This window comes from Pseudomonas sp. FP2335 (assembly GCF_030687535.1).
Lineage (GTDB): Bacteria > Pseudomonadota > Gammaproteobacteria > Pseudomonadales > Pseudomonadaceae > Aquipseudomonas.
The window spans coordinates 3092715-3107514 of sequence record NZ_CP117437.1 but is presented as its reverse complement, the minus strand read 5'-3'; the positions used below and the strand labels follow the sequence as shown (position 1 = coordinate 3107514).

Sequence of the window (14800 nt, the reverse complement as noted above, 5' to 3'; positions counted from 1 at the left end):
AGGGGTTATGAGCGATCTAGCAAGAACGCAGGTTAGATTCCCTGGTGAGCTGATGGAGTGGTTGAAACAGCAGGCGCGCGAGCAGAACCGCTCGATGAACGCGCAACTGGTTGAGATTATTCAGCAAGCCAAGGGAAAAGCGAAAAATGAACAGACATGAAAAAGCCCCAAGCGCGCCAACGCTTGAGGCCTGTGAAGCAGAACGTCAATCTACTAGGAAAAACGTCATGAGCGATATTAGCACAGCCACATCCAATGTCATCCCCTTCAAGTTCGGCAAGCAACAGGTGCGGACCCTGCTGATTGATGATCAGCCGTGGTTCGTGGCGGCAGATGTGTCGTCCGCCCTGGAGTACCGTATTGCTGGTGACATGACTCGAAACTTGGACGAAGACGAAAAGGGTACGCAGATTGTGCGTACCCCTGGCGGCGACCAAGAAATGCTGGTCATAAACGAATCCGGCCTTTACTCGGCCATCCTGCGCAGCCGCAAGGCTGAAGCCAAGCGCTTCAAGAAGTGGGTGACTGCTGAAGTCCTTCCGGCGATTCGCAAGCAGGGCAGCTACCAAGACTCCAGCAATAGAATGAAGACGCTGATGGATGACCTGGTCGACATGACCGAGACGAATGCCCTGAAAGGCTTGGCGCGCCACAAAGTGGCACATCTTCCAGCATCCATTCAGCGCAGTGCTTCCGCGCGTATTTATTCAGCAGTGCACACGCGTTTCAACGTGCCGCGCCTTGAGCTGATCCCTGCAAGCCAGTTCGAGTCGGCGTGCAACTTCATCGCGGCCTACGCCGTCCTGGAAGGTGAGTTCATTCCGAAGGGGCAGGGCAAGTCCTTCGATATCCCCGACAAACTTGGAGAGTGTGAGCGATATCTCGTCAGCGCCGACCATCACGGCAATCGGCAGGTCACGCCCGTGCCAATGGGCGCGTTCGTTCTGACTCGACAGCAGTTCATTCAGTCAATGCTTGTGGACAGGGATATGTACGTCTCCACGGCGGAAATGTTCGAGTTTGTAGCGCTGGCGACCGAAAATCTGCGCTGCCGGTTCCTTTCACAGGCTGCCCGGAGGAGCGCGGCATGAACTTCACTCTGAAAGCTGGCGGTCGCGCCTTGATCCTGATGCCGGAGCGGCCAAATCTGGTCGGTCGCTCCGGCCAACTGATCCGCAATATCGAAGAAAACTGGCTGATGCTGGTCGAGGGTAAGCGCTATTCGGTCAGCGAGAAGAACCTGATGCCGCTGGACGGCTTCAATCCGAATGTGGTCGCTTCGATTGAATTGAGGAAAACAGCATGAGCATGGAGCTTGTCACTCTGAGAATTACCGGAACCTCGCCGCTGATGATGCACAGCGACAAGCTGGCCAACCCTTTGAATCCCGCAACAAAGGCTCACAAGGAATTGACTGGGAAGCGCAAGAAGACGGACGACGATCATCTTGCCATTGCTCGCTCTGAGTTTATCGCTGGTGCTTACCACGATGAAAAACTCGGATTCTTTGTGCCCGGTGCTAACTTCGATGCGACGTTCCTGGCTGGAGCGAAGCTTCAGAAGCTTGGCACGCAATGGAAGCGCGGCGCGGTCGTAATGACTGATAAGGCAAAACTGGAGTTCTCTGGGCCGGCAACTCCCGATTCTCTTTGGGAGGATCAGCGATTCGTTGATTGTCGCGGGGTTAAGGTTGGACAGGCGAAGATCATGCGTTACCGGCCAATCTTTCTTGAATGGGGCGTCGAGCTAGAAGTCGCAATAAACGCTGACGTGCTTAATATCGAGGAGGCCAAAAAAGCCATCACCGACTCAGGCCTGCTGATTGGTGTTTGCGAGTATCGGCCGCGCTTCGGTCGTTTCGAGGTGGAATATGTCTGAACTGAAAAAGCACCCAAGCTACAAGCATGCCGTGGACGACTTCCTCAAGGAATTCAAATACGGCGATCTGGTCGGGCATGAATGGCTGGAAGCTCGTTTCGGAATGCCTTCCATGACCGATTCGAAGTCGCTGACCATTGAGAAGTTTCGTGAGCGTCAGTTCGAATGGCTGGCGAACGTGGAGGCATTTAAGTCGGACTTGCTCAAGCATCATCAGGTCTGTCTTCAGTCAGTGCGCGGCCGTGGTTACCGCTGGGTGCCGCCTAATGAGCAGACAGAAGTTGCGGTAACTGAGTTGGGCCGGAATGTCAGGAAGGCGTTTCGCGGGAGCGGAGAAAAGCTGAGGAATCTGAGGATAACGGAGCTTACCGATGATCAGCGACGGGCAAACCTTGACGCTGTTGCAAAGTTTTCCGCGCTCCAGGGCATGACCCGAAAGGCTCTTGGTCAATAGCAGCGTAATGTCCTTTCCATGAGAGGGCATTGCGGTGCCAAGGCATCATGCGGCTCGGCATGGTTAGGTGCGTCGAGGCGAGGTCAGGTATGGCTAGGCTGGGTATGGGCTGACAACAGCGTAATACTCCTTCTTTGAGGGAGTATTGCGGTGTTAATACCATTGATTGAATTCAACCCGCATCTGCGGGCTTTCGTGTTGCTGTCTTGGTGGTGATAAAGTCTCGCCATATCTCAGCGAGGGAACGACATGAAAGTTTTTGTAGGGTGCTTTTTGCTTTTTGCTTTGGTCGGCTGCTCTAGCTCGACAATATCTGCCGACAAAGCCGATCCCGTGCCTTCCTCACGGCTTTATGCGTTCACCGCAAAGTCCGATGCTCAGCTCATTGTCACCCGAGATAGTGGAATGTTTGGATCTGGGTGCAATTACCGCTTCTATATCAATGGAGAGCTTGCAGCCGAATTCGCCTCGGGAGAGGTTGCTAGATTTGGCGTAAAGTCGGGCCGAGTAGTTCTGGGCGCTAAGCCGAGCGCAGCTTGCGGCGGAGGGATGATGGTTGAGCGCGATGTCGAAGTAAAAAGCGGAGAGGTTTTGAGAAGAAGGATATCTATGTCGCCAGGCGGCCCAGATATTTCAGCTACCGCCTATTGATCCCATAAAGCCCGCCAAAGCGGGTTTTTTTTCGCCTGGAGAAAAACATGTCAGCACTCGCAATCAATTATCAGCCCATGACTACCATTTTGCTTTATGGGCAACTTAGGCAATTCGGAAGATCTTTCAGGCTGGCGGTTAAGTCGCCAGCCGAGGCTATCAAGGCGTTATGCGTGCAGATCCCAGGCTTCGAGCGCTTCTTGTCGAGCGCTAAGTCTCGCGGTATTGAGTTTGCCGTGTTTCGAGGGTCAAAAAATCTGAAAGAAAAAGAGCTAGGTTTTGGCGGCTCTGGAGAGATCCGAATAGCGCCGGTAATTACGGGCCGTAAGCGCGCAGGGCTCATGCAGACCATATTGGGCGCAATATTGATTGTGGTTGGTTTCTTTGCTTTCGGTTCGACAACAACTACAGGCGCAGCGCTCGTAGCTGGCGGTATCGGAAGTGCTGCTGGAGGCGTAATTCAAATGCTCAGTCCGCAGGCGGCAGGCCTCAAGATGAGCGCCGCACCAGAAAATCAGCCTGGATATGCATTTGGCTCAGCGCGCAACACGACTGCATCGGGCAATCCCGTGCCGTTGTGTTACGGCAACCGGCGATGGGGTGGCGCAATCATCAGCGCCGCCATCTATTCCGAAGATAAAGCCTAGAAATAGAACGTTACACCCCACCGCCCTTGAGGCGGTTTTTTATTGCCTGGAGAAAAGCATGGGCGCAGCACGCAAGATTGATATCCACGGCGCCAAAGGTGGCGAGGATAAGCCAAAAACGCCAACGGAAGCCCCGGACAGTCTGCGCTCTGTTGCGCTGGCCAAAATGCTTATCGCGGTAGGTGAGGGGGAGTTTGACGGTACGCCTACAGCGCGGGATATCTTCTTGGACGACACTCCAATTCAAGACCCTCAAGGCAATATGAACTTCCCAAATGTGAAATGGGAGTGGCGCACCGGAGGTGTGGACCAAGCATCGATCGCCGGGATTCCATCAGTAGAAAACGAAACCACGATCAGCACCGAACTCCGCAGCGGCACACCATGGGTTCGGGCGATCACCAATACCCAGCTTTCGGCCGTGCGCGTGCGTTTTGCCTGGCCGGCGCTCCAGTCTGTTGATGCCAGCGGCAACATCAACGGTTACCGGATCGTGTACAAAGTTGAGCTGGCCACCGACGGCGGCGCCTACCAGCAGGTGCTTAGCGAAGCGGTCGACGGCAAGACCACCAGCCTTTACGAGCGCACCCGCCGTATCGATTTGCCCAGGGCCACCACCGGCTGGCTGATGCGTATTACCCGGGTGACCATCAACCAGAACAACAACAAAATTTCCGACACGATGCAGATCGCCGGCTTTACAGAGGTAATCGACGCCAAGATCCGATACCCGAACACCGCACTGCTCTACATCGAGTTTTCAGCTGAGCAGTTCAGAAACATTCCTGCCGTCACGGTTCGCTGCAACGGTCGCAAGATACAGGTGCCGAGCAACTACGACCCTGTGTCGCGCTCGTATACCGGTATTTGGGACGGCACCTTCAAACAGGCTTGGACCGACAACGCTGTTTGGATGACCTACGACATCACCACGGCCGACCGCTTCGGCCTGGGCCGGCGCATCAAACCGTGGATGGTCGACAAGTGGGAGCTCTATCGCATCTCCCAGTACTGCGACCAGATGGTGCCGAACGGGAAGGGCGGCCAGGAGCCGCGCTTCATCTGCAATCTCAACCTGCAGAGCAAGGCCGACGCCTGGTCACTGCTGCAAGACATCTCGACCATCTACCGTGGCATGACCTACTGGGCCCAGGGCCAGGTCTTCACACTGGCGGACATGCCGCGCGCCACCGACTTCGACTTCGCCTACACCCGTGCGAACGTGATCGACGGCAAGTTCACCTACTCCAGCGCCTCGGAGCGCACGCGCTACACCCGGGCGCTGATCAGCTACGACAACCCGGCCAACAACTACGATACCGACGTCACGGCGGTCACGGATCCAAAGTTGCAGCGACGCTACGGCGACAACCCGTTGGAGATCAGCGCCATCGGCTGCACCCGCGAGTCGGAGGCACAGCGCCGTGGTAAGTGGGCGCTGCTCACCAACTCCAAAGACCGCGCCGTCACCTTCAAGGTCGGTCTCGATGGGCGTATCCCGCTGCCCGGATACGTGATCCCGATTGCCGACGAACTGCTGGCGGGTCGGCCGGTGGGTGGGCGCATCTCGGCGGTGAACGGCAAGGTTATCACCCTGGACCGCGACACCCAGGCCAAGCCCGGCGACCGGCTGATCCTCAACCTGCCAGACGGCAAGTGCGAGGGCCGCACCGTGCAACTGGTCAGCGGCCGACAGGTCACCGTAACCCTGGCCTACTCCGTGCCGCCTGAGCGCGAACTGGTATGGGCGCTGGATGCTGACGACCTGGCGATTCCGCTTTATCGTGTGGTCAGCGTGGCCCGCCCAGAGGCCGGTGTGTTCGAGATCTCGGCCGTGCAGTACGACCCGAGCAAGTTCGACCACATCGACACCGGCGCCCGGCTGGAGGATCGGCCAATCAGCGTTGTGCCGATCACCGTGGTTCCCGCGCCGTCGAGCGTGGGCATCACCTCGAATTACTCCGTGGACCAAGGCCTGGCAATCAGCACCATGAACATCTCGTGGCCTGCCGTCCCTGGCGCGGTCGCGTACGACGTGGAGTGGCGTAAGGACAGCGGCAACTGGATCAAGCTGCAGCGCACCGGCTCGACGAGTGTCGACGTCACTGGCATCTACTCGGGCGCCTATCTGGCCCGAGTCCGCTCGGTGAGTGCCTTTGAAATCTCGTCGATCTGGAAAAGCTCCAACCTGACCAACCTGGAAGGCAAGGTCGGCCTTCCGCCGGCGGTGGCGCTTCTGTCCACCACCAGCGAACTGTTCGGCATCGGCATCCGCTGGGCTTTCCCGCCCGGCGCCGAGGACACTCAGCGCACCGAGCTGTGGTATGGCCCAGCCAATGACCTGTCGGCGGCTACCAAGCTTGCCGACTTGGCGTATCCCCAGGCGAATTACAGCATGCAGGCCCTGGCCGCCGGCGCGCAGTTCTTCTTCTGGGCGCGCCTGGTGGACCGCACCGGCAACGTCGGTCCGTTCTATCCGGTGGTCAATGGCGTGTTGGGGCAGGCCAGCTCAAGCGCCAGTCCAATCCTGGAGCTGATCGCCGGCCAGGTGGGCGAGTCAGAACTGGCCAAAGAGCTCCTTGACGAGATCGATCTGATTTCCGGGTCCGGCCCCGGTTCGGTCAATGATCGTTTGGAGCAGGCCAAGCAGGAGCTGGAGGCTCTGATCGACCAGGTAACGGACGCCCTTGTCTACGACCCGGCCAAGACCTACAGCGCTGGGCAGATTGTTCGCACCGGGCAGAACCTGTGGCAGGCGCTCAAGACGGTGCCGGTGGATACCCCGCCGCCCGCTGTCGAGTTCTGGTTCAACATGGGCACCATTGCCCAAACAACCCAGGCCATGGCGCTCCAGATCCAGCAGAACAAGACCTCTATCGAGGCTGTGGACGGCAAGGTCACGGCGAACGCTTCGGCGCTGCAATCGCTCCAGGCAAGCTGGCGCGAGGATGACGGGGAGGGTGATCTTGCCGGCGCCCTGCAAAACTGGGATGCCGCCGCGAAGTTTGCACAGCAGGTGAAGTTGCAGGCTTCCGATAACCTGGCAATGGTTGAACGCACTACGTCGCTGGATGCGGCGGTGGGGGCGAACAAAGCGGCATTGACCACGCTTGAGCAGGTGGTGGCCACCGACAAGCTGGCAACCACTGAGCGTATCGACCAGCTGAAAAGCAGCGTAGATACCAATACTGCTGCCGTGCAGACCGTCACGCAGTCACTTGCGGACACCAGCAACTCGGTTGCATCCCAGTCCACCACGCTCGAAGCCATCGCTGGCGGTGCTCGCGACGGCACTGATGAGGGAGATCTGGCCAGCGCAGTCAACGAGTGGAAAAACAAGGCGTCAATCCAAGTCACCGCCAGGGCTCAAGCCGACACCGACGGCAAGTTGTCCACGATGTGGGCGGTGAAGATGCAGATCAACGCCAACGGCCAGTACGTGGCGGCGGGGATCGGCCTGGGCATCGAGCAGAACGCCGACGGCTTGTTGCAAAGCCAGTTCCTGGTCAGCGCTGATCGATTTGCAGTGGTGAACACGCTTGCTGGTGGAGCAATCACCACGCCATTCGTGGTGCAGGGCGGTCAGGTCTTCATGAACTCGGCGTTCATCCAGGACGGCACGATCACCAACGCCAAAATCGGCAGCTACATTCAGTCGAACAACTATGTGGCGGGACAGAGTGGCTGGAAGCTGTTCTTCGACGGAACCTTCGAAATCAACAGTGCTTTCGGTGGGCAGGCGCGGCAGGTCATTAACAATGCCGGCGGCAAAGTGTTCGATGAAAACGGAGTGAAGCGGTATCAGTGGGGGGATCTTTCCGCATGACCTATGGAGTGAGAACTTGGGGGCCGACCGGCCTCCTTGAGCTGGATGAAAGCTCCTTTACTGTCAGGGTTATTCATTCCTCGATAGTTACAAGAGGGCCGCCGATTTCATCCGGCCCAAGGAATGTATATATAGCTATTCCTGGTGTCGAGCCAAGCACCCATTCAGCAATATGCATACCTTCCGGCGCTTACCCGAAGGACCCAAATGCACAGAATCCATATGCTGCTCAATTTGAGCCCCAAGTTGTTTCGGGTGGGGTTTATGTTTGGTTTGGTAATAGGTATTTCACCGACTCAGATATGGCTCTCGGCTCCCAAAGGCTGCTGGTTATGAGGTATAGGTAAATGTCCTATGGCATTGAGTTTAGGAACAGCAATGATGTGGTGACTCTTGATTCTGAATTTTCAAGATTGGTTGTTTTGCAGAGAGGAAGATACTCTGGCGGTGCTACTTTTTCACCACCAATCACCACCGATGAACCTCCGCTGGTTTTTGTAAGGCCCGATGCATCATCCACTTTTCAGTATGCAACTATCAGCGGGACGCCTGGGAACTGGACGGGATTCACCTTTATAGGGAATGTGCCGGGCAATTTTTTTGTCGCGGCATTTCAGTCGCGTGAAGTTTCCGGTTATGGTTTTCGGATCTGGGATGGACAGTCGAAACTTCTTTTTGATAGTGGCACGCCCTGCGCCCAATTCACTAGAACGATAACGCAATGGACGTATCTTGGCTCAAGCAACACCTCGCAAGGACAGACGAAAAGTAGTTGGACGGCTTATTCGCCCGTTGATACTGGTGACTATATGCTGATAAATAATATTGGTATGGATGTTTGTGGGTCTTCCTCGGGGTATGCAAAGCTATACTGTACTTGGGAGTATGAGAACAATCGAATTGTTCCCTTTATAGTTGGCGTATCAAACTCTGTGCATTTTTATATTCCAATATCTTTCGCCAAGCCAATGTCCTAAGTAAGGCAGCTTGTTGATGTTCAATATCCGCCAAGTGCGGTTTTTTATTGTCTGGAGAAAAACATGCCATGGTATAGAACCGGCACCGTTGCTGTAACTTTGAATTCCAATACTGTTACAGGCACCGGCACATCCTTTGTCGCCAACTGCCGAGTAGGTGATGCGTTTCTCGGCCCTGATGGCGGCTGGTACGAGGTCACCAACGTTGTCAGCAATACGGTGCTTTCGATCTCACCGAATTATCGTGGAGCAACGAACGCGGCGGGGGGCTACTCCCTCACGCCTGTGCAGGGTTACACCAAGGACCTGGCAGATCAGGCCCGGGCGATGATTCAGCAGTGGGGCAGTACTCTGGCTGGTCTGGGCTCGGTGTCCACCGAGAATGTTGTGCCCGTCACAAAGGGGGGTACTGGATCAACGACAGCTGCAGGCGCCGGCGCCGCGCTCGGCCTGAAAACTGGTGCATATGCTGATCTGGTCGGCATCGTGACGTCTGGCGCGATATTTGAAACAGGTACAAACGCAAACGGTACCTACATCCGATTCGCAGATGGCACGCAGATCTGCTTTGGATTGGTTACGCGCACCTGTGCTGTAACGAACGTAACCGGGTCGCTTTTCTACGGTTACGCGGCGACGATTACCTTCCCGTCTGCCTTTATCGCTGCACCGACATTTATGTGCCAGTCCTACAGTTCAGGGGTTCTAACATGGGACGGTAATGGTGGCAGTACGACAAGCCTTGGCGTGCCTATGATGCTTTCGTCTGCCTCCGTGGCCTCTCGCAATTTCAGCTGCAATTACTTGGCGATAGGTAAATGGAAATGATCATTAACCTGGTATCAACCCGTTCCGATGCGAGTCTGGAAATCTTCAAGCGCGGCGATTCGCTGACCATCAATGGTGTTGCTCTTGATTTCGGTCCCCTGCCGGACGGGGCAACGCTTCCTGCCGAAGCCGTGGATTGTGAATGGATCAACGACGCCGTCGAGCGTGTGAATGGGAACCTGATCGTAACGATCACCATGCCCGTCGGCCCGTGCGGAGGCCAGGCCTCATGGTACCCGGCCAGTATTACGAACCCGCCGGACGGGCGCGTTTCGCTCCCAACAGACTTTGATCAGAAACCAGCACTCCAGGAGATCGCGCAATGATCGACTTCAGCCAGGCAGTGACCGCCGAACAGAAGCGCGCTGTCGAATATCAGTCCTCCCTTGCAACCGCCCACTCTCAGCGCCGCGCAGCCTATCAGCAAGAGTCCGATCCACTGAGGCTTGAGATCGCCTACGACGCGCTTGTTCAAGGTGCTGTGCCGGACTTTTCCGCCTGGGTTGAGTTGGTGACGACAATCAAGGCGCGCTACCCGCTCCCGGCCCCGATTGAAGCTTGACGCTCAAACCGCATCCACACCCGCCATGAGCGGGTATTTTTTTGTCTGGAGAAAAGCATGCCGACCACCGAAACCCGTGGGGTACGCAACCGCAACCCCGGCAACATCGATTACAACCCCGTTAACCAATGGCAGGGCCAACTCAAGCCAGACCCCACCATCGAGAAGCGCTTCGCCCGGTTCGACACTGCCGAGAACGGTATCCGCGCCCTGGGCAAGTTGCTGCTGACATACCAGCGCAAGCACGGACTGAAGACGGTGAAGGCCATCATCAGCCGCTGGGCACCGGCGGTGGAGAACGATACCGCTGCCTACGTGCGCGCAGTGGAGGCGAACACCGGCACCCGGCCTGGGGCGGATGTCGACCTGACCCAGGCGCCGGTGATGGCTGGCTTCGTCAAGGCAATCATCCATCACGAGAACGCCGAGTATGCCTATCCCGACGCGGTGCTGGCTGAAGGCGTGCGGCGGGCGTTGGCATGACGCCCGGGCAGATCTTGGTCGCGATCCTGCTGGCGATGGTGATCAGCGCCGGCGGCACCTGGCAGGTGCAGGACTGGCGCTACGGCGAACAGTTGGCAGAGATCGAGCGGGACCATGCCGTCGCACTCAAAGGCGCCGGCGACGAGGCCAGGAAAGAAGAACAACGCCGCCAGGCGTCAGTGAACAAGGAGGCAAGCAATGCGCGAGAACAGAACAAGGCTGCAGCTGTGGATGCTGGCACCGCTGATGCTGCTGGTGACCGGCTGCATGTCGAAGCCACCCAGTTTGCCGCCACTGCCTGCGGCGATTCCGGAGCTGCCCAGCGAGGCGCGTCAGCCACCCGCGCCGCAATGGTGCTCTCCGACCTGCTCCAACGGGCTGACAAAAGAGCGGGAGAGTTGGCGGTCGCGTATGACCGCGCCAGAATAGCTGGACTTGCTTGTGAGCGAAGCTTTGATTCGATGCGTCAATAAGGGATTGTGTTCTCTCGGCAGGACGCCGTTGGAGGGGGGGGGGGCCGTGATTGCGTTAAGGGCTCGTCACGGCTGAGCCCAAGGCATTTCCCAATATGTATCAGGAAATTGTCCAGATCGTAGTTAGGGAAATAAACGAGAATACAAACCCGACAACCAGAGTAACTTGGGCCACTGTCACAGACGAAGAAACTAAATTTTCTCTGTAGAATCGCTTGATCTTAGAGTCGCTCACTCCGAGCTTTTTGAAGTACTCTGCCTCAGCTCTTAGCCCCGATAACACTAAAAAAAGCGATATTAACAGAGCGATTTTGAAAGAAATTATAAGCCCAACTGCATACATGCGACGTCCCTATTCTCTATCTATCATCCCCTTACACCATGAGGATTGTGTGGGTATGGTATCGCTATCTTTTGCTAAGTACAACGGCGTCTTTGTTGGTCGCTCCGTTGATTCTCTGACCCTTTGGCGCCTTCTCTATGGCGCTTGGTTATTTCCGCCGGCCTGCCTTGCCTGCGACAGCGGGGCGATTCTACAAGCGAACGCAGGATGTGTCAGGTTTGTGGGTTGGTGTTCGTCGGCAGGACGCCGATGGCAGGAATTGCGGAACAGCTTCAGAAATTGCGGAACAAAAACACTAAGGGCCTGCATGAAGTATCTCATGCAAGCCCTTGATATATATGGTGCCCGAACCCGGAATCGAACCGGGACGCCCTTACGAGCGGGGGATTTTAAGTCCCATGCGTCTACCAGTTTCGCCATTCGGGCGGTAGCGCGTTGCAGCAGGGTTGGGAATATATAGCCCCGGACGCTTCGGTGCAAGTTCGAATAGCAGGTTTGTTACACCCGAGAGGCCAGAAAAAACCTCGGTAGATCAGTGATCTACAAAGGATTTTTGGCGTGACTCCAAGGTCGCTCGATACGCGCGGGTAGGCCTGTTCAACCCTTGGGCATGGGGTTAATCTGCCACGCCCCCAATCATAAAAAGGAAGCAATGATGAGCGTCGAAACCCTGCCGCAAGAGGGCGGCTGTCGCTGTGGCCGCGTGCGTTTCAGCCTGGGCCTGGAACCGGTGATTACCATGGCGTGCCACTGCACCGGTTGCCAGAAAATGTCCTCCAGCGCGTTCTCCCTGAGTGCCTTGGTTCCCGCCAGCGGCTTCACCGTGACCCAGGGTTGCCCGGTCATTGGTGGGTTGCACGGGGTCGATCGCCACTACTTTTGCCCTCATTGCATGAGCTGGCTGTTTACGCGCCCCCATGGCATCGACGAGTTCGTCAACGTGCGCGCGACCTTGTTGGATAACACCCGTGGCTACGCGCCCTTCATGGAGACCTGGACCTGCGAAAAACTGGCCTGGGCAACGATCCCGGCCGTCGAAAGTTTTGCGCAATTGCCCGAGCCCCAGGACTTCCCGCGATTGTTGCAAGCCTACGCGGTGTTCAAGGCGCGCTGACGCTAGTCAATCAACGCCAACAGGTCGGTGTCGCCCACATCCACGCCGGCCTGGGACAGCAAGGTGGTGGCCTGGCCGCGATGGTGGGTCTGGTGATTGAAAAAGTGCAGCAGCAGGCTGAAGAAATCCTTGTCCGCTGCCACGCCGCGCATGTTGTGGTAATGCAGGCGGTGATCGAGATCGGGCTCACGCACGGTGTGCGCCCAATCGATGATCATCTGATCCAGCCAGCGACGTCGAGCAGTGAGTTCGCGCAGATCGGCAAAGGCCAGTTGTTTCAGGTCGCCTGGTGTGGCTACCCCGTCCAGCGCAGCCAAGGTTGTGTAGCGTGCGGGGTGCCGGGCAAAGCGCTTGAGCCACACCGTGTCGCCCAGGGCCAAGTGGTTGAGGGTGCCGAGGATTGAGCCGAAAAACGCCTGGCGATCCACGGCCAGCTGCGCAGCACTCAGTGTGCCAGCGGCATCGTAGAGCTTGCGGTTCATCCACTGGTTGTAGCGGGCCATCAGCGCGATGTGCTCGATCCGGTTCACGTGGGTTTTCTCCTGAAGGCGCGGTGGCGCCATCATAAGCTGTGCCCGCCCGGCGGTCATGGTGTTCCGGCAGGCGCGGGCTATGGTTGTTAGACGCCAACACTGCGCCCTCGGAGGGTGACACCATGAACACCAGCGATCTACTCGAACAACTGTTGCGCGCCGGGCAAGCGGGCGGAGCCTCCTCGGGCGGAGGCCTGGGCGGACTGCTCGGCGGCTTACTGAAAGGCACCCGCACCGGCAATGCCTCGGCCGGCGGCGGTCTGGGGGATTTGCTGGGTGGCCTGGGCGGCATGCTGGGCGGCGCTACGGCGCGTCCGGCACAGGGACGTGCCGGCGGGATGAATTACGCGGCGCTGGCATCCCTGGGCATGATGGCCTTCCAGGCGTATCAGGCGTGGCAAAGCCAGCAAGCGAGTAAACCGCAGGCAGCCTTCCAGACGGCCGACCAACTCGCCGGCCCTGAAGCTGAAGCCCACAGCCATGCGGTGTTGCGCGCGTTGATTGCGGCGGCCAAGGCCGATGGGCGCATCGATGAAAAGGAGCAGCAGATGATTTCCAATGAGCTGCGCCAGCATACGGACGACACGCAGCTGCAACAGTGGCTCGACACCGAAGTCGCCAAGCCCCTGGATGCGGCGGACTTTGCTGAATTTGCCGGCGACCCGGGAGTGGCCGCCGAGGTGTACCTGGCCAGTGTGATGCTGGTGGACGATCAGCAGGACGCCGAACGCAATTATCTGGATGACCTCGCGGCGCAGCTGCAACTCGACCCACAACTGCAACTGCACCTTGAGCGCCAGGCCAAAGCCTAGAAGCGCAACGTGGCGCCGGTGGTCAACCATTGGTCGCGCTCACCGATCAGACTGCGCCCGACCACCAGGTCCACATCGAGCAACTCGCCGAGGTGCACGCGCGGCCCGGCCTGCCAGGCCTGATCGCCGCCTTGCTGACCGTAGCGTTCGGCGATCAGCGTCAGCCACTGCGCCGTCTGGTACTCCACCCCCGTGCCCCAGGTCAGGCGGTGGTTTTGCTCACCGTCGTCGTAGGCATGTGTCCAGCCCGCGTTGAGGTTCAGGCGCAGCGCCTGCACGGGTTGCCAGGTCAGTGGCACGTTCAGGTCCGCGCCATCAAACGCGTGCCGACGGTCAAGGGCGAGGTGCGCCCCGGCCGATACGGCGATCTCCACGCTACTGCGCGACAGCACCTGCGCCTTGAGCTGCGGGTTGGCCTGAGTTTCACCGCCGGCCCGTGACAGCGCCGCGCCCCACTGCACTGACGGCAAGCCGCTGAAGGTGCAGGCGGGCGATAGGCTTTCACTGTGCGTGCTGCCGTCGTGGCGGTTGGCAGTGAACCAGGCGTCGACGTTGCATTCCCCCGGCGCATTGATCGCGCCATCGTCGACGACATAAGCCCCGCCGGCGGCATGGGCCTTGGACAGCAGCGCAATGATCAGCAGCAAGGCCAGGGTCAAACCGATGAAAATCAGGTTGCGTTGAAGCGCGCGGCGCTTTGCGGGCGGCAACAGCAACAAGCTGTGACGCACGTCACGAGCATGACGCGCGCGGTATTTGGCGAAGCCGTCCCGGCGCTTCGGGGTGTGTTTGTTGTGCATGATGCACCTCCCTTGAATTCAGCTTTCTACGGTCAGCACCGAAATGCCGCTGGCTTTGGCCTGGCACACCAGCTCCGAGGTGTCGTCACCACCCGGCAGGGCGATGACCACGTCGGGGCGGCTGTCGGTCAGCATGAAATGGTTGCGCTGGCGTTCCGCCTGCTTGCCGTGGCGCTGCCAGTTGGGCGGGTAGCGCACCACGTCGATGCCGAGTTCCCGCGCCCATTCCTCGACGTCACTGCCAAGAAATTGGTTGCCGCCGTGGATCAATACCTGCACCGGGTACAGGCGGTGGTAAGCGTCCAGCACTTGGCGGGACTTTCGGGTGTCGGCGTAATGACGACCTGCACAGATCAACACGCGCATATTCGAATCCTTGTGATGCACGGTGACGGCCGGGCGACCGCCACCGTTTGAAC

The 14800-nt window shown here is 58.1% G+C and carries 19 protein-coding genes and 1 tRNA gene; 16 read left to right on the top strand and 4 right to left on the bottom strand.

Annotation, left to right across the window (positions count from 1 at the left end):
• The first annotated feature begins 7 nt into the window (after nucleotides 1–7).
• The 14 genes from PSH81_RS13760 (at nucleotide 8) to PSH81_RS13695 (ending at nucleotide 10779) form a co-directional block, all read left to right on the top strand.
• Nucleotides 8–160, top strand: a complete 153-nt coding sequence (locus tag PSH81_RS13760) for an Arc family DNA-binding protein (RefSeq protein ID WP_305390769.1) — start codon at nucleotides 8–10, stop codon at nucleotides 158–160.
• A 67-nt stretch (nucleotides 161–227) separates the two neighbouring features.
• Nucleotides 228–1091, top strand: a complete 864-nt coding sequence (locus PSH81_RS13755; RefSeq protein WP_305390767.1) for a BRO family protein — start codon at nucleotides 228–230, stop codon at nucleotides 1089–1091.
• Nucleotides 1088–1306, top strand: coding sequence for a hypothetical protein (locus tag PSH81_RS13750; RefSeq protein WP_305390765.1), 219 nt, complete (start codon nucleotides 1088–1090; stop codon nucleotides 1304–1306). The genes PSH81_RS13755 and PSH81_RS13750 overlap by 4 nt, the downstream gene beginning before the upstream one ends.
• A complete protein-coding gene (locus tag PSH81_RS13745; protein ID WP_305390764.1) occupies nucleotides 1303–1878 on the top strand; it encodes a hypothetical protein in 576 nt (191 codons plus the stop codon). Before PSH81_RS13750 ends, PSH81_RS13745 begins: the two co-directional genes overlap by 4 nt.
• Nucleotides 1871–2332 (top strand): hypothetical protein, encoded by a 462-nt coding sequence (locus tag PSH81_RS13740; RefSeq protein ID WP_305390763.1) that lies wholly within the window; start codon nucleotides 1871–1873, stop codon nucleotides 2330–2332. The genes PSH81_RS13745 and PSH81_RS13740 overlap by 8 nt, the downstream gene beginning before the upstream one ends.
• Nucleotides 2333–2581: 249 nt before the next feature.
• On the top strand, nucleotides 2582–2983 hold the full coding sequence (locus PSH81_RS13735) for a hypothetical protein (RefSeq protein WP_305390762.1): 402 nt from the start codon (nucleotides 2582–2584) through the stop codon (nucleotides 2981–2983).
• A 47-nt stretch (nucleotides 2984–3030) separates the two neighbouring features.
• Nucleotides 3031–3630: a tail assembly protein gene (locus PSH81_RS13730; RefSeq protein ID WP_305390761.1), complete on the top strand. Its 600-nt coding sequence runs from the start codon at nucleotides 3031–3033 to the stop codon at nucleotides 3628–3630.
• 58 nt (nucleotides 3631–3688) lie between these two features.
• Complete coding sequence (locus tag PSH81_RS13725) at nucleotides 3689–7456, top strand: phage tail protein (RefSeq protein ID WP_305390759.1); 3768 nt, start codon at nucleotides 3689–3691, stop codon at nucleotides 7454–7456.
• A gap of 347 nt (nucleotides 7457–7803) precedes the next feature.
• Entirely contained in the window at nucleotides 7804–8433 is a 630-nt protein-coding gene (locus PSH81_RS13720; RefSeq protein ID WP_305390758.1) for a hypothetical protein, read from the top strand.
• A 63-nt stretch (nucleotides 8434–8496) separates the two neighbouring features.
• Complete coding sequence (locus PSH81_RS13715; RefSeq protein ID WP_305390756.1) at nucleotides 8497–9261, top strand: phage tail protein; 765 nt, start codon at nucleotides 8497–8499, stop codon at nucleotides 9259–9261.
• Nucleotides 9258–9587 (top strand): hypothetical protein, encoded by a 330-nt coding sequence (locus PSH81_RS13710; protein WP_305390755.1) that lies wholly within the window; start codon nucleotides 9258–9260, stop codon nucleotides 9585–9587. The genes PSH81_RS13715 and PSH81_RS13710 overlap by 4 nt, the downstream gene beginning before the upstream one ends.
• Nucleotides 9584–9823, top strand: coding sequence for a hypothetical protein (locus PSH81_RS13705; RefSeq protein WP_226456091.1), 240 nt, complete (start codon nucleotides 9584–9586; stop codon nucleotides 9821–9823). Before PSH81_RS13710 ends, PSH81_RS13705 begins: the two co-directional genes overlap by 4 nt.
• Nucleotides 9824–9880: 57 nt before the next feature.
• Nucleotides 9881–10306, top strand: a complete 426-nt coding sequence (locus PSH81_RS13700) for a structural protein (protein WP_305390754.1) — start codon at nucleotides 9881–9883, stop codon at nucleotides 10304–10306.
• Nucleotides 10303–10779, top strand: coding sequence for a DUF2514 family protein (locus PSH81_RS13695; protein WP_305390753.1), 477 nt, complete (start codon nucleotides 10303–10305; stop codon nucleotides 10777–10779). Before PSH81_RS13700 ends, PSH81_RS13695 begins: the two co-directional genes overlap by 4 nt.
• 682 nt (nucleotides 10780–11461) lie before the next feature.
• Here PSH81_RS13695 and PSH81_RS13690 read toward each other — a convergent pair.
• A tRNA-Leu gene (locus PSH81_RS13690) sits at nucleotides 11462–11548 on the bottom strand.
• A 229-nt stretch (nucleotides 11549–11777) separates the two neighbouring features.
• On the opposite strand from PSH81_RS13690, the gene PSH81_RS13685 reads away from it, so the two are divergent.
• On the top strand, nucleotides 11778–12236 hold the full coding sequence (locus PSH81_RS13685; RefSeq protein WP_305390752.1) for a GFA family protein: 459 nt from the start codon (nucleotides 11778–11780) through the stop codon (nucleotides 12234–12236).
• A gap of 2 nt (nucleotides 12237–12238) precedes the next feature.
• On the opposite strand, the gene PSH81_RS13680 is transcribed toward PSH81_RS13685, so the two are convergent.
• A complete protein-coding gene (locus PSH81_RS13680; protein ID WP_192299989.1) occupies nucleotides 12239–12766 on the bottom strand; it encodes a DinB family protein in 528 nt (175 codons plus the stop codon).
• A 125-nt stretch (nucleotides 12767–12891) separates the two neighbouring features.
• Between PSH81_RS13680 and PSH81_RS13675 the strand changes: the two genes are divergently transcribed.
• Nucleotides 12892–13581: a tellurite resistance TerB family protein gene (locus tag PSH81_RS13675; protein WP_305390750.1), complete on the top strand. Its 690-nt coding sequence runs from the start codon at nucleotides 12892–12894 to the stop codon at nucleotides 13579–13581.
• Here PSH81_RS13675 and PSH81_RS13670 read toward each other — a convergent pair.
• Together PSH81_RS13670 and PSH81_RS13665 are read right to left on the bottom strand one after the other, a co-directional pair.
• Nucleotides 13578–14381 carry a hypothetical protein gene (locus tag PSH81_RS13670; RefSeq protein WP_305390748.1) on the bottom strand — a complete coding sequence of 268 codons (804 nt, stop codon included), beginning with the start codon at nucleotides 14379–14381 and terminating at the stop codon, nucleotides 13578–13580. The two genes, PSH81_RS13675 and PSH81_RS13670, sit on opposite strands and share 4 nt — an antisense overlap.
• Nucleotides 14382–14399: 18 nt before the next feature.
• On the bottom strand, nucleotides 14400–14747 hold the full coding sequence (locus tag PSH81_RS13665) for a DUF2493 domain-containing protein (RefSeq protein ID WP_226456866.1): 348 nt from the start codon (nucleotides 14745–14747) through the stop codon (nucleotides 14400–14402).
• Between the last annotated feature and the right edge of the window lie 53 nt (nucleotides 14748–14800).